This window comes from Sphingobium bisphenolivorans (assembly GCF_000412635.1).
In the GTDB taxonomy this organism is placed as follows: Bacteria; Pseudomonadota; Alphaproteobacteria; order Sphingomonadales; family Sphingomonadaceae; genus Sphingobium; species Sphingobium bisphenolivorans.
Genome location: NZ_ASTG01000007.1, coordinates 91,006 through 113,215, shown reverse-complemented (window position 1 = coordinate 113,215; position 22,210 = coordinate 91,006). Strand labels below are relative to the sequence as shown.

At 65.3% G+C, this 22,210-nt stretch carries 21 protein-coding genes and 1 tRNA gene; 13 read left to right on the top strand and 9 right to left on the bottom strand.

Going from position 1 to position 22,210, the window contains the following annotated elements; translation table 11 throughout:
• Positions 1-14: 14 nt before the first annotated feature.
• Positions 15-1,454, bottom strand: coding sequence for a magnesium transporter (gene mgtE / locus L858_RS0107360; protein WP_022682510.1), 1,440 nt, complete (start codon positions 1,452-1,454; stop codon positions 15-17).
• A gap of 157 nt (positions 1,455-1,611) precedes the next feature.
• On the opposite strand from mgtE, the gene L858_RS0107355 reads away from it, so the two are divergent.
• A complete protein-coding gene (locus L858_RS0107355) occupies positions 1,612-2,067 on the top strand; it encodes a peptidylprolyl isomerase (RefSeq protein ID WP_022682509.1) in 456 nt (151 codons plus the stop codon).
• Here the strand turns inward: L858_RS0107355 and L858_RS0107350 are convergent.
• The 3 genes from L858_RS0107350 to ppc form a co-directional block, all read right to left on the bottom strand.
• The gene (locus L858_RS0107350) at positions 2,054-2,725 is read right to left on the bottom strand and encodes a hypothetical protein (protein WP_022682508.1); all 672 of its coding nucleotides are present in this window, start codon (positions 2,723-2,725) and stop codon (positions 2,054-2,056) included. The two genes, L858_RS0107355 and L858_RS0107350, sit on opposite strands and share 14 nt — an antisense overlap.
• Positions 2,725-3,315, bottom strand: a complete 591-nt coding sequence (locus L858_RS0107345) for a hypothetical protein (protein WP_022682507.1) — start codon at positions 3,313-3,315, stop codon at positions 2,725-2,727. The genes L858_RS0107350 and L858_RS0107345 overlap by 1 nt, the downstream gene beginning before the upstream one ends.
• A 79-nt stretch (positions 3,316-3,394) precedes the next feature.
• Positions 3,395-6,094, bottom strand: coding sequence for a phosphoenolpyruvate carboxylase (gene ppc, locus L858_RS0107340; RefSeq protein WP_022682506.1), 2,700 nt, complete (start codon positions 6,092-6,094; stop codon positions 3,395-3,397).
• 146 nt (positions 6,095-6,240) lie between these two features.
• Here ppc and L858_RS0107330 point away from each other — a divergent pair, with 146 nt between their 5' ends.
• The 12 genes from L858_RS0107330 to L858_RS0107275 all read left to right on the top strand — a co-directional run bounded on the left by L858_RS0107330 (position 6,241) and on the right by L858_RS0107275 (position 16,251).
• Positions 6,241-7,695, top strand: coding sequence for a helicase HerA domain-containing protein (locus L858_RS0107330; protein WP_022682504.1), 1,455 nt, complete (start codon positions 6,241-6,243; stop codon positions 7,693-7,695).
• Positions 7,692-8,153 carry a low molecular weight protein-tyrosine-phosphatase gene (locus L858_RS0107325; protein WP_022682503.1) on the top strand — a complete coding sequence of 154 codons (462 nt, stop codon included), beginning with the start codon at positions 7,692-7,694 and terminating at the stop codon, positions 8,151-8,153. Before L858_RS0107330 ends, L858_RS0107325 begins: the two co-directional genes overlap by 4 nt.
• Positions 8,154-8,207: 54 nt before the next feature.
• Positions 8,208-9,332: an 8-amino-7-oxononanoate synthase gene (locus L858_RS0107320; RefSeq protein WP_022682502.1), complete on the top strand. Its 1,125-nt coding sequence runs from the start codon at positions 8,208-8,210 to the stop codon at positions 9,330-9,332.
• A complete protein-coding gene (gene bioD / locus L858_RS0107315; RefSeq protein WP_022682501.1) occupies positions 9,329-9,943 on the top strand; it encodes a dethiobiotin synthase in 615 nt (204 codons plus the stop codon). The genes L858_RS0107320 and bioD overlap by 4 nt, the downstream gene beginning before the upstream one ends.
• A 79-nt stretch (positions 9,944-10,022) precedes the next feature.
• Positions 10,023-12,050 (top strand): M13 family metallopeptidase, encoded by a 2,028-nt coding sequence (locus L858_RS0107310; RefSeq protein WP_022682500.1) that lies wholly within the window; start codon positions 10,023-10,025, stop codon positions 12,048-12,050.
• A gap of 201 nt (positions 12,051-12,251) precedes the next feature.
• Positions 12,252-12,671, top strand: a complete 420-nt coding sequence (locus L858_RS0107305; protein WP_022682499.1) for a DUF4168 domain-containing protein — start codon at positions 12,252-12,254, stop codon at positions 12,669-12,671.
• A 59-nt stretch (positions 12,672-12,730) separates the two neighbouring features.
• On the top strand, positions 12,731-14,020 hold the full coding sequence (locus tag L858_RS0107300; RefSeq protein WP_022682498.1) for an adenosylmethionine--8-amino-7-oxononanoate transaminase: 1,290 nt from the start codon (positions 12,731-12,733) through the stop codon (positions 14,018-14,020).
• A gap of 59 nt (positions 14,021-14,079) precedes the next feature.
• Complete coding sequence (infA, locus tag L858_RS0107295; protein WP_003049127.1) at positions 14,080-14,298, top strand: translation initiation factor IF-1; 219 nt, start codon at positions 14,080-14,082, stop codon at positions 14,296-14,298.
• Positions 14,299-14,311: 13 nt separating this feature from the next.
• Complete coding sequence (locus L858_RS0107290) at positions 14,312-14,884, top strand: Maf family protein (RefSeq protein ID WP_022682497.1); 573 nt, start codon at positions 14,312-14,314, stop codon at positions 14,882-14,884.
• A 66-nt stretch (positions 14,885-14,950) separates the two neighbouring features.
• Complete coding sequence (locus tag L858_RS0107285; protein ID WP_022682496.1) at positions 14,951-15,940, top strand: hypothetical protein; 990 nt, start codon at positions 14,951-14,953, stop codon at positions 15,938-15,940.
• Positions 15,930-16,124, top strand: a complete 195-nt coding sequence (locus tag L858_RS0107280) for a DNA gyrase inhibitor YacG (RefSeq protein ID WP_022682495.1) — start codon at positions 15,930-15,932, stop codon at positions 16,122-16,124. Before L858_RS0107285 ends, L858_RS0107280 begins: the two co-directional genes overlap by 11 nt.
• Before the next feature lie 51 nt (positions 16,125-16,175).
• A tRNA-Phe gene (locus tag L858_RS0107275) sits at positions 16,176-16,251 on the top strand.
• A gap of 82 nt (positions 16,252-16,333) precedes the next feature.
• On the opposite strand, the gene L858_RS0107270 is transcribed toward L858_RS0107275, so the two are convergent.
• The 5 genes from L858_RS0107270 to hisG form a co-directional block, all read right to left on the bottom strand.
• Positions 16,334-18,457 (bottom strand): sodium-translocating pyrophosphatase, encoded by a 2,124-nt coding sequence (locus L858_RS0107270; protein WP_022682494.1) that lies wholly within the window; start codon positions 18,455-18,457, stop codon positions 16,334-16,336.
• 237 nt (positions 18,458-18,694) lie between these two features.
• A complete protein-coding gene (gene thiL, locus L858_RS0107265; protein ID WP_022682493.1) occupies positions 18,695-19,609 on the bottom strand; it encodes a thiamine-phosphate kinase in 915 nt (304 codons plus the stop codon).
• Between the two features lie 96 nt (positions 19,610-19,705).
• Positions 19,706-20,152: a transcription antitermination factor NusB gene (gene nusB / locus L858_RS0107260; RefSeq protein WP_022682492.1), complete on the bottom strand. Its 447-nt coding sequence runs from the start codon at positions 20,150-20,152 to the stop codon at positions 19,706-19,708.
• Positions 20,153-20,236: 84 nt separating this feature from the next.
• Entirely contained in the window at positions 20,237-21,526 is a 1,290-nt protein-coding gene (gene hisD, locus L858_RS0107255; RefSeq protein ID WP_022682491.1) for a histidinol dehydrogenase, read from the bottom strand.
• Positions 21,516-22,178 (bottom strand): ATP phosphoribosyltransferase, encoded by a 663-nt coding sequence (gene hisG / locus L858_RS0107250; protein ID WP_022682490.1) that lies wholly within the window; start codon positions 22,176-22,178, stop codon positions 21,516-21,518. The genes hisD and hisG overlap by 11 nt, the downstream gene beginning before the upstream one ends.
• Positions 22,179-22,210: the final 32 nt, after the last annotated feature.

Here is a 22,210-nt window from a genome sequence, read left to right as displayed (position 1 = left end):
GATGGGCGTGCCCCTCAGCCAGTCAATCCCGTCAGCGTCGCCAGCCCGAGGAAAGCGAAGAAGCCCATCGAGTCGGTGATCATCGTCACGAAGATCGAAGAAGCGACCGCCGGGTCCAGGTTCATGCGGTCGAAGGCCAGCGGCACCGCAGCGCCGGCCAGCCCCGCCGTCACGATATTTGTCATCATCGCCGCCGCGATCACGCCGCCCAGTTGCACATTGTGGAAGACAAGCCCCACCCCGATCCCCAGCACCACGGCGACGGTACAGCCGTTGAGCAGCGCCACCCGTATCTCGCGCAGGATGCTGCGGCGGGCGTTGGTCCCGGTAATCTGGTTGGTGGCGAGCGCGCGCACGGTCACCGCCATCGTCTGGCTCCCCGCATTGCCGCCGACGCCCGCGACGATCGGCATCAGGGTGGCGAGCGCCACCATCTTCTCGATCGTGCCTTCGAAAATGCCGATGATGGTGGAGGCGACCAGCGCCGTCAGCAAATTGGTGAGCAGCCAGCGCACCCGCGCGCGATAGCTGTCGATCACCGGCTCGTTGATGTCGCCTTCACCCGCACCCGACAGGCGCAATATATCCTCGCCCGCTTCCTCGGAGATGATGTGGACGATATCGTCGACCGTGATCATGCCGACCAGCCGGCCGGTGCCGTCCACGACGGCCGCCGAGATCAGCGCATATTTCTGGAAGCGCAGCGCCACCTCCTCCTGGTCCATGTCGACCGGGATCAGCGTCTGTTCGCGCTTCATCAGGTCCGCCATCGCAACCGCGCGCGGGCAGGTCAGGATCCAGCTGAGCTGGCAGGTCCCGATCGGCTTATGCGCCTCATCGACGACGAAGATTTCCCAGAAATCGGTGGTAAGGTCGCGATTGTCGCGCAGATAGTCGATCACCTGCCCGACCGTCATATGTTCCGGCACCGCGACCAGATCGCGCTGCATCAGGCGGCCGGCGGACTCCTCGGGGTAGGACAGCGCGCTTTCGATCGCGGCGCGGTCCTCCGGCTCCATAGCGTCGAGGACTGCCTGCTGATCGGCCTCCTCCATATCCTCGATAATGGCGACCGCATCGTCGGTGTCGAGTTCCGCCGCGAACTCCGCCACCTGCTCGGGCGCCAGGGCATCGAGCAGGTCGTCGCGCACATAGTCGTTTAGTTCCGACAGCACCTCAGCGCCGACAAGATCGCCGAGTGCGGCCGCGACCGCGCCGCGCCTGTCAGAAGGCGTCAGTTCCAGCAGGTCCGCAATGTCCGCCGGATGGAGCGGGGATACCAGCTCGCGCGCGCGGTCGCGCTCATCTGCTTCGACAGCGTCGAGCACGGCATCGACAAATTCGGGCTTCAGCCGGTCATCCTCGTCATGGCGGGATTCGGCCTCTACGACAGCGGCGTCGTCAATATCCAGATCGTCCGGCCGGGGTTCGGCCGCATCGGCTCGTTCGCTCATCGCGTCCCCTACTGTCCGGTTCCTGTAACATTTGGCTGCTTTTGCCGATCGAAGGGATAAATGCAATGCCCCGTCGGTTGACGAGGCGCTTCCATCCCTGCCCCAACGCTCTATATGAGCGGTCTTTCCCCTGCGTTCTTCGAAAGAGAGGATTCCCATGGCCGACGAAACCCTGACACTCAGCCTCGACAGCGGCGGCGATGTCGTCATCAAGCTGCGCCCCGACCTGGCGCCCGGCCATGTCGAGCGCATCGTCGAAAATGCGAAAGAAGGCTTTTATGACGGCGTCGTGTTCCACCGCGTCATCCCCGGCTTCATGGCGCAGGGTGGCGACCCGACCGGTACCGGCATGGGCGGCCATCCGAACAAGCCTGACCTGAAGGCGGAATTCAGCCGCGAACCGCATGTCCGCGGCGTCTGCTCGATGGCGCGCGCGGCGAACCCGAACAGCGCGAACAGCCAGTTCTTCATCTGCTTCGACGACGCCACCTTCCTCGACGGCCAATATACCGTTTGGGGCGAAGTGACGTCGGGCATGGAACATGTCGATGCCCTGCCGAAGGGTGAGCCGCCCAAGACCCCCGGCAAGATCCTGAAGGCTACGGTTTCCTGATCATACCGTCGGTGGCGGAGATGGCATTGGCCGTCTCCGTCGCCTCGACTTCCGGCGCCACATAGGGGCCGATGCTCTCGATATGCCAGCGGCGGTCCGCCTCGCTGGAGCCGGGCACGTCATTAGCCCGCCGCAGCGTCACCTGCCGCAGCCGGTACCAGGGCTTTCCATCGGCGGCGATCCGGCCATAGACCTGCACCGGCACGGTCACGAACAACGATCCCGCAGCACCCTCTATCTCGCCGGGCGCGCCGACATTGGCGTGGATTTCCTTGAAGCCCCGGAAACGGGCGGCGAAGCGGACATCCTCCTCTGCCCCCACCGCGCTATTGTCGTTCCAGAGGTCCTGCGCGTCATTGAAGCGTTTTTCCTCCAGCAAGCCATAATAGCCCTGCACGACCTCGGCTGCGCCCTGCGCGGTTTTGGGATCGATCTGCTCCTCGCTGACCGCCGGCACAGGCTGCACCGGCAGACCGCCCGGCGTGCCGGGCGCAGGCGGGTTCAGCGGCTCCAGCGCCGCCGTTGCCTCCGCCCGAAAGCTGTTTTCAACCTGCGCCGCATTGGCGCCGTTGGCGAGATTGTCGATCGCGCTCTCCTCCCGCCCGTCACAGGCGGAAAGGAGAAGCAGCGACAGCATTGCAACAGCGGCACCCCGCATCAATCACGCCGACCCCAGCCGCGGCGCGAACGTCCGTCACCGCCGGATTGGGTCCCCCATCCGCGCTCCTTGCTCCAGGTGGCTCTTGGTGCAGTCATATCCGATCGTCCCCTTTCTGACGGAGCCGCCTGAGTGTTCGGCCGAGGGGCGACATAGCCGCCCGATCCGTCCGAGCCGCGACGCCCGCTCCAGCTTCTACGGGAACGGTCATTATCGTTTCCTGCCCGTTCACGCCAGGATTGACGTGGCGCGGTGCCGCTCCACGCGGGCCGGTCACGATCGTTGCGCCGGCCCTCCCAATAGCGGCGCTGCCCATCGTTCCACCGATGGCGGCGCCCGCCACGGTCGTAAACATAATAGCCGCTGCCGGGGTAGTAGAAGCCATTATACCAGCCGCTATAATAGCCGGGGTTGTAATAGCCCGACCCGTAATAGCCCGGGCCATAATAATCATCATAATAGCCGCCGCCATAATAGCCCGAGCCGACACTCACGCCGCCATAATAGCCGTCGTCATAGGCACAGCCGCCGAGGGCGAGAGCCCCGGCAAGGCCGATCGCAGCCAGGAACTTCTGCCCAGTCCACGTCATCGCCTTTCTCCTCATCATCCAGATACGTTGAGCTTAACGCACGCCGGTTGAATTGGTTGTGAATGGCGACGACATGACGTCAGCCGCTATTGCGCAGCGCGGTCGCGATTGCGTTGATGGACAGTTCGATGCCTTCCTTGATGCGCGGATCATCCTCCCCGCCGCGATGGCGCTTCATCAGTTCGACCTGCAGCAGGTTGAGCGGCTCGATATAGGGCAGCCGCAGGCGGATGGAGCTGTCGAGCTTCGGGCTCTTCTCCAGCAGGCGCGCCTGGCCGGTCGCGACCAGCAGGCCGTCATGCGTCTTGTCCCAGCCGTCGCGGATGCGGTCGAAGATCGTCTGACCACCCGCCTGATCCTCCACCAGCGGCAGATAATGCGCGGCGATGCCGAGGTCGGACTTGGCGAGCACCATCTCAAGATTGGCGAGCGCGGACTTGAGGAACGACCAGCTCTGCGCCATGTCGGTGAGCAGGGCCTTGTCCTCGAACGCCGCGAGCGCATGGCCGACGCCATACCAGCCGGGCAGCATGACCCGCGCCTGCGCCCAGCTGAACACCCAGGGAATGGCGCGCAGATCCTCGATCCGCGTGCTCTTGGTGCGGCTGGCCGGGCGCGATCCGATCTTGAGGCCGGAGATTTCTTGGATCGGCGTCAGTTGGCGGAAGAATTCCTTGAAGCCTTCCGTGCCGTAAACCAGGTCGCGATAGGCGGTGAAGGCGGTCTTCGACAGTTGGTCCATCGCCGCGGCGAAACGAGCCGCATCGCGGTCCGAAATCCCCTCCGGCTCCAGGCTGGCGAGCAGAGTCGCGCTGGTCATCGCCTCCAGATTGGTCATGGCCGCGTCGCGGGTACCGAATTTGGCCGCGATCACCTCGCCCTGTTCGGTGATGCGGATGCGGCCCTGCACCGTTCCCTTGGGCTGCGCCTGGATCGCCGCGAAGGAGGAGCCCCCGCCGCGCCCGACCGCGCCGCCGCGCCCATGGAACAGCTGCATCGCCGTCCCCGCCTCGGCAAAGACGGGGGCGAGCGCCTTGCTCGCCTGATGCAATCCCCAGGTCGAGGTGATGTAGCCGCCATCCTTGTTACTGTCGGAATAGCCGATCATCACTTCCTGATGACCGCGCTGCCGCACCACACCGCCAATCTCCGGCAGGCCGAAATAGGCCGACATGATCTTGGGCGCGGCCTCCAGGTCGGCGATGGTTTCGAACAGCGGCACCGCCATGATCGCGGCTTCCGGCGGCGCGCCATCGCTGCCGGCGCGCCACAGGCCCGCTTCCTTAAGGAGGATATTCACCTCCAGCAGGTCGGACACGCTCTCCGCCTTGGAGATGATATAGTGGGTGATGCAGGCGGGGCCGTAGGTGCGATGAGCCTCTGCCGCGGCCTGCACGATCGCGAGTTCGGAGGCGGTCTCCTCCGTATATTCGGAAAAGCGGGTGCCGAGCGGGCGATTGATCGCCAGTTCCCGGCGAAGCAGCGCGATGCGGGCATATTCGTCAAGAGCCGCATAGTCTCCCTCGACGCCCGCTACTTTCAGCAGTTCGGCCACCACGCGCTGGTGGACATCGCTATTCTGCCGCATGTCGAGCGTTGCGAGGTGGAAGCCGAACGTCTCGACCGCGCGGATCAGCCGGCCCAGCGCGCCGCCGGTCGCCAGCGCGCCGCTGCCTTCGCTTGCCAGCCCCTGCGCGATGGTGACGAGGTCGCGGCGCAAGTCGGCGGGCATCGCATAGCCCTCCCCCTTGAGCGTCGAGGGGCGCGGCGGCTCCTTGCCCGTCAGCGTGCGGTAGGTCGCCGCGAGCCGCGCATAGATGCCCGACAGGGCGCGGCGGTAAGGCTCATCCTGGCGACTGCGCGACTGGTCCCCACTGCCGTCGGCCAGGTCCAGCACCGCCTGCGGCACATGGGCCAGTTCGGTCGAAAGCGACAGCTCGGCGCCCAGCGCGTGCACCGCCTCCATATAATAGCCGAGCGCCGCCTCGCAGCCGCGCGCCAAGGCGGAACGCAGCTGCGGCGCCTGCACGAAGGGGTTGCCGTCGCGGTCGCCGCCGATCCAGTTGCCGACCCGCAGGAAGCTTTGCGGGCGTGCGCCCAGCACTCGCTCCCAACGCGCGTAAAGGGCGGGCAGCACGGGCAGGAACACGTCGCGGAAATAGGTCAGGACATTGTCGATCTCGTCCTGCACGAACAGCTTCTCCCGCCGCAGTGGGCGGGTCTGCCACAGCAGCGCGATCTGGCGGGAGATCGCTTCGTCCAGATTCTCGCCCTCGTCCGTATCGCTGCGGCCGGCATCCTTCAGCAGCATGAGGTCGGCGATGCGGTTCTTGTGATCGATCATGCTCTTGCGCCGCACCTCGGTCGGATGCGCGGTGAGCACCGGCACGATCAGCGCATGGGAGAGCAGGTCGAGAACGGCGGCCTTGTCGATCCCGTGCGATTCGAGCCGGGCGACGACCGACGCCAGATCGGCGCCCGGCTCGGCCTCCACGCCCTGCCGGTCTTCGGCAAGATTGGCGAGCATCGAGAAGAGCATGAAGCCGCGCACGAAGGAGAGCGTATCGTCCAGGCTGAGCGCGCCGAGCCCCGTATCCACCAGGTCCGCACCGTCGATCCCCCGCGCCCGGTCGACGGAGGCGGAGCGGATATATTCCGTCTGCTTGTAGAGCTTCTCGCCCCCATAGGCCCGGATCACGTCGCCAAGGAGACGGCCGAGATAGCGGATGTCAGGATTTTGCGTGACCGCGGGCGCGGAACCGGATGCAAGAGTCGCCATGATGATCGATGCTGCGCCGCAACAATCGCCGGGTCAAGAGTTTCGACAACTTGGCCGATCAGCATGCCGTGATCCTGCGGAGAGAGGAGCACAGGGCGCCGTTCTGAGGCTTGCGCGAATCCCTCCCCATGGGCCAAAGGACATCCGTGACAGCCAGCATCAGCATAGGAAATGACAGCAACGGCAACGCCGTTCTGGTCGACGTCGAGGAATTGCTTGCCACCCGCCTGCTCGTCCAGGGCAATTCGGGGTCCGGCAAGTCGCACCTGTTGCGTCGGCTGCTGGAGGAAAGCGCCGCCCTCGTGCAGCAGGTGGTAATCGACCCAGAGGGCGATTTCGTCACGCTGGCCGACGAATATGGCCATGTCGTGATCGACGCGGGCGACTATAATGAGCGCGAGATCGTCAAGATGGCCGCTCGCATCCGCGAGCATCGCGCGTCGGTGGTCCTCAGCCTCGAATCGCTGGAACTGGAGGCGCAGATGAAATGCGCCGCGACCTTCCTTTCGACGCTGTTCGACGCGCCGCGCGACCATTGGTATCCTGCGCTGGTGGTCGTGGACGAGGCGCAGATGTTCGCGCCGGTCGCAGCGGGCGATGTGTCGGACGAGGCGCGGCGGCTCAGCCTGGCGGCGATGACCAACCTCATGTGCCGGGGGCGCAAGCGCGGCCTGGCCGGGGTGATCGCGACGCAGCGCCTTGCGAAGCTCGCCAAGAATGTCGCGGCCGAAGCGTCAAACTTCCTGATGGGGCGGACCTTCCTCGATATCGACATGGCGCGCGCCGCCGACCTGCTAGGCATGGAGCGGCGACAGGCGGAGCAGATCCGCGATCTGGAGCGAGGCCGGTTTCTGGGGCTGGGCCCCGCGATCGCGCGCCGGCCGGTCGCGGTGAAGATCGGAACGGTGAAGACCGGCACGCGCGGCGGTACGCACAAGCTTATGCCGCCGCCGGTTGCTGCGACGGGTGATTTGCAGGAATTGCTGTTTGCCGGCGCAGGCGACGAGGAAGTGCTGCCCGCTCCCGCTCCGCGCGCCGACCCGCCGCCTCTTCCCGCCGAGGAATTGATGCGCGCGCTCGCAGCCGCGCCTTCCGCCAAGCCCGCCGCGCCGGAACTGGATTTCGGCCAGAATGAGCCGATCGTCGTCGCGGTGCTCGAGGAGATCGTCGCCGACCTTGGGGAGGCGCAGCCCAGCGTTTCGACCCTCTATCAGGATTTCGGCGTGCGCTGCCGGATGAAGGGCCTGCGCACCCCGCCGCTCGACCTCCCCGCCTTCCGCAAGCGCTTCGCCATGGCGCAGGCGGGCATGTTCGATGCCGACGACCCGCGCTGGAGCGACGCTATGAAAGCGGCCGAGCCTGTCCCAGAAGATATGCTCGCTCCCTTCCTGCTGATCGCGCGCGCCGCAATGCAGGGCCTGCCCTGCCCCGACGACGCCGCGCTCGCCCGCGCCTATGGCACCAGTTCGCCCGGCAGGGTGCGCCGCCTGATCGATTATATGGAGAAGCTGGGCGTCATCGTCGCGCGCACGGATTTCGGCGGCAGGCGCTCGATCGGCGTGCCGCAGCTTGGTCTTAGCACAGCGGCGGCGGAAGGATGAGCATGTCCGTCCTGTTCGTCTGCCTTGGCAATATCTGCCGCTCGCCACTCGCCGAAGCCGCGTTGCGCGCTGAGGCGGAGAAGGCCGGCATCGCGCTCGAACTGGACTCGGCCGGCACGGGCGACTGGCATATCGGCTCACCGCCCGACCGGCGCGCGCAGGCCGTGGCGCTGGGGCACGGCATCGATATCTCCTCCTATCGCGGCCGGCAGGTGAGCCCAGAGGATTTCCGCCGCTTCGACCATATCTTCGCGCTCGATGCGGAGAATCTCAAAAACCTCCGCCGCATTCGGCCCGCTGACGGAAAAGCCGACCTGCGCCTGCTCATGGACCTGGTGCCGGGCCGCGAAGGCAGCGATGTCACCGATCCCTATTTCGGCGAGGATGCCGGGTTCGACAGGACCTGGGGCGACGTCACCCGCGCCGGCCGCGCCATCGTTGCGATGCTGCGCAAATAGGACTGACGAAGCGCGGCTTGCCCCGCCCCGGACTGCGGGCCTATAGGCGCGGCCATGACCAGCGAACCCTTCCGCTCTCAACTGGCGGCGCTTGAGAAGCGCGGCCGGCTGCGTCGGCTGGTCCCGCGCGCCGGCCGGGACTTTGCCTCGAACGATTATCTCGGCCTCGCCTCCGATCCCATCATCGGGCAGGCTGTGGCCGACGCCGTCGCGCGCGGCGTGCCGGTGGGCTCGGGCGGATCGCGCCTGCTGCGGGGCAATGCGCCCGAACATGAAGGGCTGGAGGCGAAGGCTGCCGACTTCTTCAAGACGCAAGCCTCCTTGTTCCTCGCCAACGGCTTTGCCGCCAATCTCGCGCTCTTCTCCACCTTGCCCCAGCGCGGCGACCTGATCGTCGCGGACGAGCTTATCCACGCCAGCGTCCATGACGGCATCCGGATGTCGAAGGCGGTTGCCGTCTTCGCCCGCCATAGTGACGCGCAGAGCTTCGCCGACCTGATCGCCGCCTGGCGTCAGGAAGGCGGCAAGGGGCGTGTCTGGATCGCGGTCGAGACGCTTTATTCCATGGACGGCGACATGGCGCCGCTCAGCGACCTGGCGGCGATCGCGGCACGACATGACGCCATGCTGATCCTCGATGAAGCCCATGGTACGGGCGTATTCGGTCCCTCCGGACGCGGCCTCTCGACCGGGCTCGACGGGCTGCACAATGTCGTGACGCTGCACACCTGCGGCAAGGCGATGGGCGTCGAAGGCGCGCTCATCTGCGGTCCGCGCATCATCATCGATTATCTGGTGAATCGCGCCCGCGCCTTCATCTTCTCGACCGCACCCTCGCCCCTGATGGCGGTTGCCGCATCGGCCGCGCTCGATCGGATAGAGCAGGCCGGCGACCTGCGTACCCGGCTCCAGACTCTCCGCGTGGATGCGGCGGAGGCGATCTGCGCCCCGCTCGGCCTGCCCGCGCCACGCAGCCAGATCATCCCCGTCATTTTGGGCGAAGACCGCCGCGCCATGGCCGCCGCCGCCGCGCTGCAGGAGGCAGGGTTCGACATACGCGGCATCCGCCCGCCCACCGTACCGCCGGGCACCAGCCGCCTCCGCATCTCGCTGACGCTGAACGTCGGCCGGGCAGACATCAGTGCCTTGGGCAGCGAGTTGCAGCGGGCGCTGGCATGAGCCGCTTCATCGTCACCGGAACGGATACCGACATTGGCAAGACGGTGTTCGCCGCCGGCCTCGCAGGAGCGCTGAAGGCTCATTATTGGAAGCCGGTGCAGGCCGGCATCGAGCCGCAGGGCGACCGCGAAACGGTCGCCTGCCTGTCAGGCCTTCCCGCCTCGCAGATCCTGCCCGAAGCTTACCGCCTCACCACCCCCGCCTCGCCCCACCTGGCCGCGCGGATCGACGGGGTGGAGATCAGCCTCGACCGCCTCGCTTTGCCGGAGGTCGACGGCCCGCTGGTGGTGGAGGGCGCGGGCGGCCTGCTCGTGCCGGTCAGCGAAACGCTGCTGATGGCCGACCTCTTTGCCCATTGGGGCTTGCCCGTCATCCTCTGCGCGCGCACCGGACTCGGCACCATCAACCACAGCCTGCTCAGCATAGAGGCGCTGCGGTCGCGCGGCATCGCCATTGCCGGCATCGCCTTCATCGGCGACCCGCATGATGAAAATGAGCGGATCATCCCCGCCCTGGGCAAGGTGCGAAGCCTCGGCCGCCTGCCCCTGCTCGACCCTCTCACCCCCGAAACGTTGCGCGCGGCCTTCGCGGCCTCCATCCGCCTGCCCTGATTTTTTCGGCTGCAGACATGGACTTCCTCGTCCGGGCGCGCTCAAATCCTGGCGATCGATGAAGCAAGGGACGGCTTTCATGAAATATCTCTTCTTCGGCGCGGCGGCGATAGCGCTGGCGGCCGGCGTTTCCGTCGCCCAGACCAGCCCGGCCGAACACGCCGCAGCAAAGCCCACCTATGGCAGCTATGGCTTCGACACCAAGGGCATGGACCCGTCGGTCAAGCCCGGCGACGATTTCTATCTTCATGCCAATGGCGGCTGGGCAAAGGCCACGCCGATCCCGCCCGATAAATCCAATTACGGCGCCTTCAACGTGCTGGACGATCTGTCGCGGGAGCGCACGAGAGGCATATTGGAAGCAGCCAAGGCCGACCCTGCCAGCAAGATCGGCGCGGCCTATGCCAGCTACATGGACGCGGCAAAAGTCGAGGCCAAGGGCCTCGCCCCCATCAAGCCGTGGCTGGCGAAGATCAGGGCGGTCAAGGACAAGGCCGACTATGCCCGGCTGGCCGCAGAGGCGGCGCGGGCGGGGATCAGCGGCCCCTTCTCCTTCAATGTCGGGCAGGATGACAAGGATCCGGAAAACTACATCCTGATCCTGCGCCAGAGCGGGCTCGGCCTGCCCGATCGGGACTATTATCTGGAGCCCGATGAGAAGATGGCGGCGATCCGCACCGCCTATGTCGCTCATCTGGAAAAGATGCTGGTGCTGGCGGGCGAAGCGAATGCCAAGGCCCGCGCCGCCGCGCTGATGGCGTTGGAGACGGAGATCGCCAGGGTCCACTGGACCCAGGTCGAGAGCCGCGACGCCGACAAGACCTATAACAAGACGACGCTGGCCGACCTGCAAAAGTCCGCACGCGGCTTCGACTTCACCGGCTATTTCGCCGCCAACCGCCTGAAACCCGCCGCGCTGCTGGTGTCCCAGCCAAGCGCCGTGACGGGTGAGGCTGCTCTTATCGCCCGCACGCCCCTTGCCGTGCTGAAGGACGCGCTGCTCCTGCGCAGCCTGCACGCCTATGCGGACTATCTTCCCGACAGCATCGCCAATGCGGACTTCGCCTTTTACGGCACGACGCTTTCGGGCACCCCGCAACGGGAGGAGCGGTGGAAACGCGGGGTCGATTTCCTGAAGGGATCGATGGGCGATGAGGTCGGCAAGGCCTATGTCGCCCGCTACTTCCCGCCGGAAACCAAGGCGGCGATGGACCAACTGGTCAGGAATGTGATCGCCGCCATGGGGCGCCGCATCGAGGGGCTGAGCTGGATGAGCGATGCCGCCAAGGCGCGGGCGCACAAGAAGCTTGCCACCTTCACGCCGAAGATTGGCTATCCCGACAAGTGGCGCGATTATAGCGGCCTAACCGTCAAGGCCGACGACCTGTTCGGCAATGCGCAGCGGTCCAACGCCCATGAATTCGACTATCAGATGGGCAAATTGGGCAAGCCGATCTACCGCTGGGAATGGCAGATGACGCCGATGGAGATCAACGCCTATGCTGATTTCGGCATGGTGGAGATCGTCTTCCCCGCCGCCATCCTGCAGCCGCCCTTCTTCGATCCCCATGCCGATCCGGCCGTCAATTATGGTGGCATCGGCGCGGTTATCGGCCATGAGCTCAGCCATCATTTCGATGATCAGGGCGCGAAATATGACGAAACAGGCAAGCTCAACCAGTGGTGGAGCGATGCCGATGTCGCTGCTTTCAAGGCCCTCACCGACAAATTGGTCAAGCAATATGACGCCTATGAACCCTTGCCCGGGGCGCATGTGAAGGGCGCCTTCACATTGGGCGAGAATATCGGCGATCTGGCCGGCGTCGCGGTGGCGCTGGACGCCTATCACGCCTCCCTGGGCGGAAAGCCCCCCCCGGTGATCGACGGCACGACGGGGGATCAGCGTTTTTTCTTCGGCTGGGCACAGGTCTGGCGGCGGAATTATCGCGAGCCCAATCTGCGTCAGCGCCTGGTCACCGATCCACATGCGCCTTCACAATATCGCGCTGATACCGTGCGCAATTTCGATCAGTGGTATTCCGCGTTCAAGCCTGAGACTGGGGGCAAAATCTATTTGGCGCCAAAGGATCGGGTGAAGATCTGGTAACGCTTTGCAGCGGGCAGACAGACATTCGGCCGCGCCATTTCGAAACCGCAATGATTCGGCCCGTCGATCAATTGTTCATTTGAGCCGGCAAACTGCTGTTTCCTTGTTGACTGTCTCTAAAATGCAACGCTTTGCCGGAATGAACTTTTCTCTCCCGTCGCGCTTTAACAGCTTGGCTTCATCAAGTTGAGGAGAAGCGTTTTGACGGGTTTGAATTCCATCTATCTGAAAACGGGTATTGCATCCATCGCCCTTGCCTTTGCTGGTTCGGCTCTGGCCCAGGCCGCTGCGGCTCCTGCTGCTCCGGCAACGGCAGCCCCGGCTGCACCAGCCGCTGGCGCGTCCAATTTCTCGGATGCGGATATCAAGCTGTTCGCGGCTGCTGCGGTCGAGGTGACGAAGATCCAGTCGGACGCGTCGATCGCGGAAGCGGAAAAGCAGCCCAAGATGCTGGCTGCTCTCCAGGCTTCGGGTATTGCACCGGAAAAGTTCAACCAGATCGGTCAGGCTGCGGCGGCTGATCCCGCGCTCCAGCAGCGAATCCAGGCAGCGGCCCCGGCTTCGCCGGCCGCGCCCGCCGCTCCGGCAACGCCTGCAGCGCCCGCTACTCCGGCCAAATAAGCGCCGCTTACTCAGGGGAGGTTCTTGGCCTGGCGCGCCTGACGCTCTAAGCCTGCGCCATGACCTCCCCTGTCTGGCACCCCTTCACCCAGCATGGCCTGAACGAGCCGATCCCCCGGGTCGAGTGCGCGGAAGGCGCCTTGCTGCACCTCTCCGGCGGCGGCACGCTGATCGACGCCATTTCCAGCTGGTGGGTGACGACCCACGGCCACTGCCACCCGCGCATCGCCGCCGCAATCGCAGAACAAGCGGGCAAGCTCGACCAGCTCATTTTCGCCGGTTACACCCATGGACCCGCCGAGGAGGTGGCCCGCGGCCTGATCGATCTCGCGCCCCGCGCCCCCGGCTGCGATCCGCTGGCCCATGTCTTCTTCTCGGACAGCGGCTCGACGGCGGTCGAGGTCGCCCTGAAGATGGCGCTCGGCTATTGGCATAATCTGGCGCTCGACGGACAGGCCGAGGCGCGCCACCGCATCCTGGTCCTCCAGCACAGCTATCATGGCGATACGATCGGCGCGATGTCGGTGGGCGAGCGCGGCGTTTACAACGCGGCCTGGTCGCCCCTGCTGTTCGATGTCGGCACCATTCCTTTCCCGGCGGAGGGCAAGGAGCAGGCGGCGCTGGACGCGCTGGAGACCGCATGTCGGGAAAAGCCGGCTGCCTTCATCGTCGAGCCGCTGATCCTCGGCGCCGGGGGCATGCTGATCTACCCGGCTTCTATCCTGCGCGAGATGGCGGCGATCTGCGCCCGGCACGACGTGCTCTTCATCGCGGACGAAGTCATGACGGGCTGGGGCCGCACCGGAACGCTGTTCGCCTGCGAGCAGGCTGGCATCGTGCCGGACATCATGGCCGTGGCCAAGGGGATCACGGGCGGCGCCATTCCGCTGGCCGCGACACTCGCGACCTCGCCCATTTTCGAGGCGCATCGCTCGACCGATCGCGCCCGCCTCTTCTACCACTCGTCCAGCTACACCGCGAACTCGATCGCCTGCGCCGCGGCGGCGGCCAACCTTGCCATCTGGCGGGAGGAGGATGTGCTTGGCCGGATCGCCGCGCTGGGAGGCGGCCTCTCTCAGCGAATCGCCTCGCTCGCCGCCTCGCCCGCCTTCGCCAATCCCCGGCAGCTGGGGACAATCGCCGCCATCGACCTGATTGCGCCGGATGCCGGCTATCTCTCCGACATCGCGCCACGGCTGCGCGCTTTCGCGCAGGAAAAGGGCCTCTTGCTGCGGCCGCTCGGCAACACCATCTACCTCATGCCGCCCTACTGCCTTGACCCAGATCAGCTGGATCACGTCTTTGCGGTCCTTCAAGAAGCGGGAGAAAAGTTCGGTCTTTCGGCCTGACTTTCTTTTTCAGCATTTTGGCGCTATGGCGGCGCGATTTTTCGGTTTCCCAGGATATTATGGCAAAAGAAGAACTGCTTGAAATGCGCGGACAGGTTGTGGAGCTCCTCCCCAACGCCATGTTCCGCGTGCGGCTAGAAAATGATCACGAGATCCTCGGCCACACCGCCGGCAAGATGCGCAAGAATCGCATCCGCGTACTGGTGGGCGACGAAGTGCTGGTCGAACTCACCCCCTACGACCTGACCAAGGGTCGGATCACTTACCGCTTCAAATAAGCCGCCTTTTTCGATGCGGCTCATTCTTGCTTCGGCTTCCCCCAGACGGTGTGAACTTCTGGGCCAGATCGGTGTGTCACCCTGTGCGGTGGACCCCGCCGACATTGACGAAACTCCTCTCAAGGGTGAGTTGCCCGCCGCCTATGCCGCGCGCGTAGCCGCCGACAAGGGGGTGCTGGTGGCACGGCGTCACCCCGGCGCGTTGATATTGTCCGGCGACACCGTCGTAGCAGCCGGCCGCCGCATCCTGCCCAAGGCGGAAAGCGAGGGGCAGGCGCGCAAATGTCTCGAACTCCTCTCCGGCCGCCGGCATCGCGTCCTTAGTGCGATCACGCTGATCGACGCAGAAGGCAAGGCCCGCCACCGCCTCTCCACCAACATCGTGATCTTCAAACGCCTCGAACGGGCGGAGATCGACGCCTACATCGCTTGCGAAGAATGGCACGGCAAGGCAGGCGGCTACGCGATACAGGGCCGCGCCGCCGGCTTCATCCGCGCGATCCAGGGCAGCCACAGCGCGATCATGGGCCTGCCTCTCTACGAAACCCGCGCGCTGCTCAAGGCAGCGGGCTATCCATTGGACTGACCGAGTGATTTCAAGGGAAATGGCACATTTCCCGGCTCGGAAATCGCGATCAACAGGAATATGCTCATGGCCGAATGGCTTTATGAAGAAGGCATTGGCGAGGCCCGCGCCGCGCTGATCGAAAAGGGCAAGCTGGTCGAGGCGCAGATTGAGCGGGAAAGCGATCTTGCCCGCGCCGGCGCCGTGATTCAGGGCAAGCTCGTTCGAACCGTGATCCCCAGGAAACGCGGCATCGCCCGCCTGATCTCCGGCGAGGAAGTGCTAGTCGAACCGATCCCGCCCAAGATTGCGGAAGGCGCGACCGTCCTGCTCGAAATCCTGCGCGAAGCCATTCCCGAGGAGGGCCGCGCCAAATTCGCCAAGGCGCGCATCGCCCAGCCCGGGTCCAAGGCGCATCCCGCTCCCAGCCTGCTCCAGCGGCTGCGGGCGACCGCCATTCCCATCACCCCCTGCCCCGCGCATGAGGAAGACCGTTTCGAGGCCCACGGCTGGAGCGAACTCATGGAAGAGGCGATGTCAGGCGAGATCGGCACGGAGGAAGCCGCGCTGCGCGTCTTTCCCACCCCGGCGATGATCCTCATCGACGTCGATGGCTCCCTGCCGCCGGCCAAGCTGGGTCCCAAGGGCGCGAAACTGGCGGCGCAGGCGATCCGCCGCATGGGCCTGACCGGCTCGATCGGGGTCGACCTGCCGACGATGAACAACAAGGACGAACGCGCCGTCGCTTCGGCCCAGATCGACAAATATCTGCCACTGCCCTTCGAGCGCACGGCCGTCAATGGCTTCGGCTTCATCCAGATCATCCGCCGCCGCGAGCGCATGAATCTTATGGAACTGCTGCGCGCCGACCCGGTCGAAACCGCCGCGCTGGCGCTGCTCCGACGGGCAGAGCGGCATGGCAACGGCGGCCCCGCAACGATCACCGCCGCGCCTGCCCTCATCGACCGTCTGCACAAGGCGACCGACTGGATCGAACAGCTCGCCCGTCGGCGTGGCGGCCCGATCAGCTTGAAGGCGGACGCGGCGCTTGCCATATCAGCAGGCCATGTCGCCTAAAGCTTCCGCCTGCCCGGTCTGCGGCCAGCCTTCGCACCCGGAGACGCGCCCGTTCTGCGGCAAAGCCTGCCGCGATCGCGACCTTCTGCAATGGCTGGGCGAGGGTTACCGCGTGCCAGGCACGCCGGCCGCGGAAGAGATGAAAAAAAGCGACGATTATGGGCTGGACAGCGACGCGGATTGACGCCTATAGGCACGCCTCTCGAAGCAGCCAGTGGTTCTCACCGGCACGCGCGCCCGGGTAGCTCAGTTGGTAGAGCATGCGACTGAAAATCGCAGTGTCGGCGGTTCGACTCCGTCCCCGGGCACCATTTCCCTGATCATTTCGACACTCAGCGGCGCCTGACGAAGCGGTAGCCCATCGCCGAAGCGATGAGCTAGCTTGCTTTTCGATCAGCCGCCGTGGGCGAGGGCTGCTAGCAGCAGCAGGGCCACGATATTGGTGATCTTGATCATCGGGTTGACGGCGGGACCGGCGGTGTCCTTGTAGGGATCACCAACTGTGTCGCCCGTGACGGCGGCTTTATGCGCCTCACTGCCCTTGCCGCCATGATTGCCGTCCTCGATGAACTTCTTGGCATTATCCCATGCACCTCCGCCCGAGGTCATGGAGAGGGCGACGAACAGGCCCGACACGATCACCCCCAGCAGCAGCGCGCCGAGTGCCGCAAAGCCGTTGGGGGTACCCGCCACGGCCGAGATCGCGAAATAAACCGCGATTGGCGCCAATACAGGAAGCAGGCTGGGGATGATCATTTCCTTGATCGCGGCGCGAGTGACGAGATCGACGGTGCGGGCATAATCGGGCCGCGACGTGCCTTCCATGATGCCGCGATTGGTGGCGAACTGTTCGCGAACATCCTTCACCACGTCGCCCGCCGCACGGCCAACGGCGGTCATTCCCATCGCTCCGAACAGATAGGGCAGGAGCGCGCCGAGCAGCAGGCCGACAATGACATAGGGGTTGGAGAGGCTGAAATCGACCGGCTCGGTCAGGCCGAGGGCGGAGTTGTAGAATTTCAGATCCTCCGTATAGGCACCGAACAGCACCAAGGCGGCAAGGCCGGCCGATCCGATCGCATAACCCTTCGTCACCGCCTTGGTCGTGTTGCCCACGGCGTCGAGCGCGTCGGTCTTGACCCGGACGCTGTCGTCAAGATGCGACATTTCCGCGATGCCGCCCGCATTGTCGGTGACCGGGCCGTAGGCGTCGAGTGCTACGACCATGCCCGCCAGGGCCAGCATGGCGGTCGCAGCGAAGGCAATGCCGATCAGGCCGGCAAGCTGATACGCCACGATGATGCCGACGACGATCACGAGCGTGGGCAGCGCGGTCGCCTCCAGACTGACCGCCAGCCCCTGGATGACGTTGGTGCCATGGCCGGTTTCTGAAGCCCGAGCGATGCTGCGCACCGGGCGGTAGTTGGTGCCGGTATAATATTCGGTGATCCACACGATAAGGCCCGTCACCGCCAAGCCCACCATCATCGCCCAGAACAGTGCCATGCCGGTATAGCCGCCCTGCCCGTCCAGATCGGTGCCGAAGCGCGCGTTGAGATCACCGAGCGCCCAATGGGTGACAGCATAGAGGGCGGGGATCGACAGGATCGCCGTGGTCCAGAAGCCCTTGTAGAGCGCGCCCATGATCGACTGGCTGGAGCCCAGACGCACCATGTAGGTGCCGATGATCGAGGTGATGATGCACACCCCGCCCACGATCAGCGGCAGCGACATGAGCTGCATCAGGAAGGCGTTGTCCACCCCCTTCACCAGCAGCGCGGTGAGCACCATGGTGGCGCCAACGGTGACGACATAGGTTTCGAACAGGTCCGCCGCCATGCCGGCGCAGTCGCCCACATTGTCGCCGACATTGTCCGCGATGACGGCGGGATTGCGTGGATCATCTTCCGGGATGCCGGCTTCCACCTTGCCGACAAGATCGGCGCCGACGTCCGCGGCCTTGGTGAAGATGCCGCCCCCCAGACGCGCGAAGATGGAGATGAGGCTTGCCCCGAACGCCAGTGCGACAAGCGAGTCGATCACCAAACGGTCATCGGGCGCATGGCCGGCTGGCCCGGTCAGGTACCAGAAAAAGACGCTGATCGCGAGCAATGCCAAGCCCGCCACCAGCATGCCGGTGATCGCACCCGCACGAAAGGCAACCGTGAGGCCGCTTTGCAGCGTACCCCGCGCGGCTTCGGCGGTACGCACATTGGCGCGAACCGAGATGTTCATGCCGATGAAGCCCGCTGCGCCCGACAGCAGCGCCCCGATCAGGAATCCAATGGCCGATGTCGCGCCCAGGAAGAAGAAGACCAGCGCCGCGACGACGACGCCGACCATGCCGATCGTCGTATATTGGCGGCCGAGATACGCCTTCGCCCCTTCCTGGATCGCCCCTGCGATCGCTTGCATGGTTTCGTTGCCGGCGGAGGCCGCCAGCACCTGTCGACTGGTGAACAGGCCGTAGAGCACGGCCAGCAGGCCGCACCCTATGGCAATTGAGACAATCTGCATGAATGTTCCTCTCCCCCTGTTATCCCTGTCATCGGCCGCTCCGCAGGGAATGACGGGCGGGCGAAAGGCGCACAGGCGGGCGACCGGGATTCACGCATCCGGCATCAGGCACCGCGTCAATCAGCATCAGGCTCACGCGCATCATGCGCTCCAACCAGCTGAGAATAGGAGTGGATCAAGCTACAGGGCGGATGGGCGACGTCAACCCGTCACGATATTGAGGCAGATCAGCCCGCTTCAGCCATGTTCCCAGCCGAGCCGGTCCGGGAGTGGCACGGCAACCCCGTCGATCAGCAAGGTGAGCCCGCTTCCTTCGGAGAAATAACCAACGGGTATGGCGCGCACTGGCGGCTTGGCGGCGGGGGGCAGCGTAAAAAGCAGTTCGTAATCGTCTCCAGCGCGGGCGGCAGCGATCTGAACCGCATTGCTGGCACCCCGGACCTGCTCCAGCGCCGGCGACAGGGGAATATGGTCGATGGTGACGGCAAGACCACTCGCCGCCGCCATGCGCGCCGCATCGATCAGCAGGCCGTCCGACACGTCCATCATCGCATGAACCCGCGGGGCCAGCAGCGCCCCTTCGGCCAAACGGGGGCGCGGACGGCGATAGGCATCAACCAGCGGCCCCGACGCGCCGCGTGTCGAGCGCAGCAGTTCCAGGCCGACGCCCGCATCGCCCACCGGGCCCGTGAGATAAAGCCGGTCGCCCGCTCTTGCGCCGCCGCGCACCGGGATCGGCCCGCTTGCTTCGCCCAGGGCGGTCAGGCTGTAGCTGCGCGGCGCGCCCATGGGCATCTGCACCGTGTCGCCGCCCAGCAGGGGCATGGCGTGCCGCGCCAGGGCTTCCCCCAGCCCTTCTAGAAAAGCGGCGTCCCATGCATCATCGCCGGACAATGCGTAGTTGAGCAGGCAGCCGATCGGCTTCGCACCCTTGGCCGCTAGGTCGGACAAGCTCACCGCCGCCAGCTTCCAGCCGATATCCGCCGGCGGATCAGCGGCCAGATAATGCACTCCCTCCACCATCGTATCGCTGGTCAGGATCAGGCGCGCGCCACCGACTGACAGCACCGCCACGTCATCCTGAAGCCCCTGCGCGCCAGGATCATTCGCCAGCAGGCGGAGCAAGGTCAGGAATCGCGATTCAGCGGACATGTTTTTTGAGACGCCGTGCTCCTGCGGAGGCAGAAACCCAGACCCACGGTCTGAACTGGGCTCCTGCCTTCGCAGGAGCACGGCGATAATGCTGCGCTATTTCCGCACATCCTTCGCGACGGCATCGAGCAGGCCATTCACGAATCCCGCCTCGCGCTTGTCGTAAAAGGCGTGCGCCACATCGACATATTCGCTGATAACGGTGCCCGTCGCCACATCCTTGCGGGCGAGCAGTTCATAGGTTCCGGCGCGCAGGATCTGCCGCATGGGCCTGTCGAGACGTTCAAGGCTCCAGCCGCTGGAGAGCCGCGTCGTGATCAGGCCGTCAATCTCTCCCCGGCGACGATCAACGCCCTGCACCACATCGTCGAAGAAGCTCTCCTCGGCCTGCGCATAGGTCACGTCCTCGATCGTCGCACCCAGCCGGTGCTGGTGGAATTCATGCAGGAGCAGATGGAGCGGTGTACCCTCCATTTCCAGCTGATAGAGCGCCTGAACCGCAGCAAGGCGCGCGGCGGAGCGGGATTTGGAGCGGTCGTTCATAGGTGCCCCCTACTCCGTTCGGTTCGAGCTTGTCGAGAACTCTGCACGATGTTCTCGACAAGCTCGAACCGAACGGCTGTTGAGTCAAGACAGCCGCAAAGCCACTGAAGCGGCATGCGCTGGCAGCCCCTCCGCTTCCGCCAGAGCGACGGCGGCAGGACCGATGGCATCGATCCCGGCCTGGTCAAGGCTCAGGAAGCTGGTCCGCTTCATGAAATCGAGCACCGACAGTCCCGAGGAAAAACGGGCGCGGCGGCCGGTCGGCAGCACATGGTTCGGCCCGGCGACATAATCGCCAACCGCCTCCGGCGTCATGCGGCCAAGGAAGACCGAGCCGGCATGGCGGACTTGAGCGAATAGGCGATCCGGGTCGTCCACCGCCAGTTCCAGATGCTCGGCGGCCAGTCGGTCGACCAGCGGCATCGCTTCATCCAAGTCGCGCACGATGATGATCGCGCCATTGGCGTTCCAGCTGGTTCGCGCCACCTGCTGCGTCGCCAGCTGGCCGAGGCGGCCCTCCACCGCTTTCTCGACTTCGGCCGCGAAAGCCGCGTCGTCGGTAAACAGGATCGACTGGCTGGTCGGATCATGTTCCGATTGGCTCAACAGGTCGGCGGCAATCCAGTCGGGATTATTCTTGCCGTCGGCCACTACGACGATCTCCGAGGGGCCGGCGACCATGTCGATACCGACGACCCCATAAAGCTGCCGCTTGGCCTCCGCGACCCAGGCGTTGCCGGGCCCGGTGATGACGTCTACCGGCCTGATCCGATCCGTGCCATAGGCAAGCGCGGCCACCGCCTGCGCCCCGCCCACGCGCCAGATTTCCTCTATGCCGGCGATCTGCGCGGCGGCGAGGACGAGCGGGTTGATCTCGCCATTGGGCGTCGGCGTCACCATGGCGATGCGCGACACGCCCGCCACCTTGGCCGGGATCACATTCATCAGCAGCGAACTGGGATAGGCTGCCCGTCCGCCCGGGACGTAGAGGCCGGCTGCATCGACTGCGTTCCAGCGCGCGCCAAGGCGGATGCCCGCCGCGTCGATGGTGTCGCTGTCCTGCGGCTTCTGCTTTTCATGATAGGCGGTGATGCGCGCCGCCGCGAGTTCCAGCGCATCGCGCAGCCTGGTCGAGAGCGTGTCGAGCGCGGCTCGGGTTTCCGCCGGCCTGACCGCCCAGCCGCTGACGTCAAGATCATGCCCGTCGAACCGCGCGGTATAGTCGGCGAGCGCCGCATCGCCCTCCGCCCGCACCCGCTTCAGGATCGCGGTGACATCACGCGACACATCCTCGTCCGCTTCGCGCCTGGCGTCGACCAGCGCGGTGAAGGAAGCGGCGAAGTCCGCGCTGCGGCTGTCCAGCCTAAGCGGCATCCTTCACCCCCACGGCCGTGCGGAACGCCTCCACCAGCGGCACCAGTTCGGCCGAGCGCATCTTGTAGGCGGCGCGGTTGACGATCAGCCGCGCCGACACCTGCATGATGATGCTGGTTTCGACCAGGCCATTGGCCTTCAGCGTCGCGCCGGAAGAGACAAGGTCTACGATCCGCCGCGACAGGCCGAGCGAGGGCGCCAGTTCCATCGCGCCGTTCAGCTTTACGCATTCCGCCTGGATGCCCCGCGCCTCATAATATTTGCGCGTGAGGTAAGGATATTTGGTGGCGACACGCACATGGCTCATCGCCGCCTCATCCTCGTCCGCAAGGCCGACCGGCTCCGCGACCGACAGGCGGCAATGTCCCATGTCGAGGTCGACGGGCGCGTAAATCTCCGAATAATCGAACTCTTCCAGCACGTCCGATCCGACGATGCCGATCTGCGCCGCACCATGCGCGACGAAGGTCGCCACATCGAAGGCGCGCACGCGAATGATCGATACGTCCGGGCGATTGGTGGCGAAGCGGAGCGCGCGGCTCTTCTTGTCATGAAATTCCGCCTCCGGCTCGATACCGGCTTTGGCGAGCAGGGGCAGCGCCTCATCGAGGATGCGCCCCTTGGGGATGGCGAAGGTGAGCGGACGAGTCATGACCGGCGCGCCTTACCCGTGCGCGGCATAAA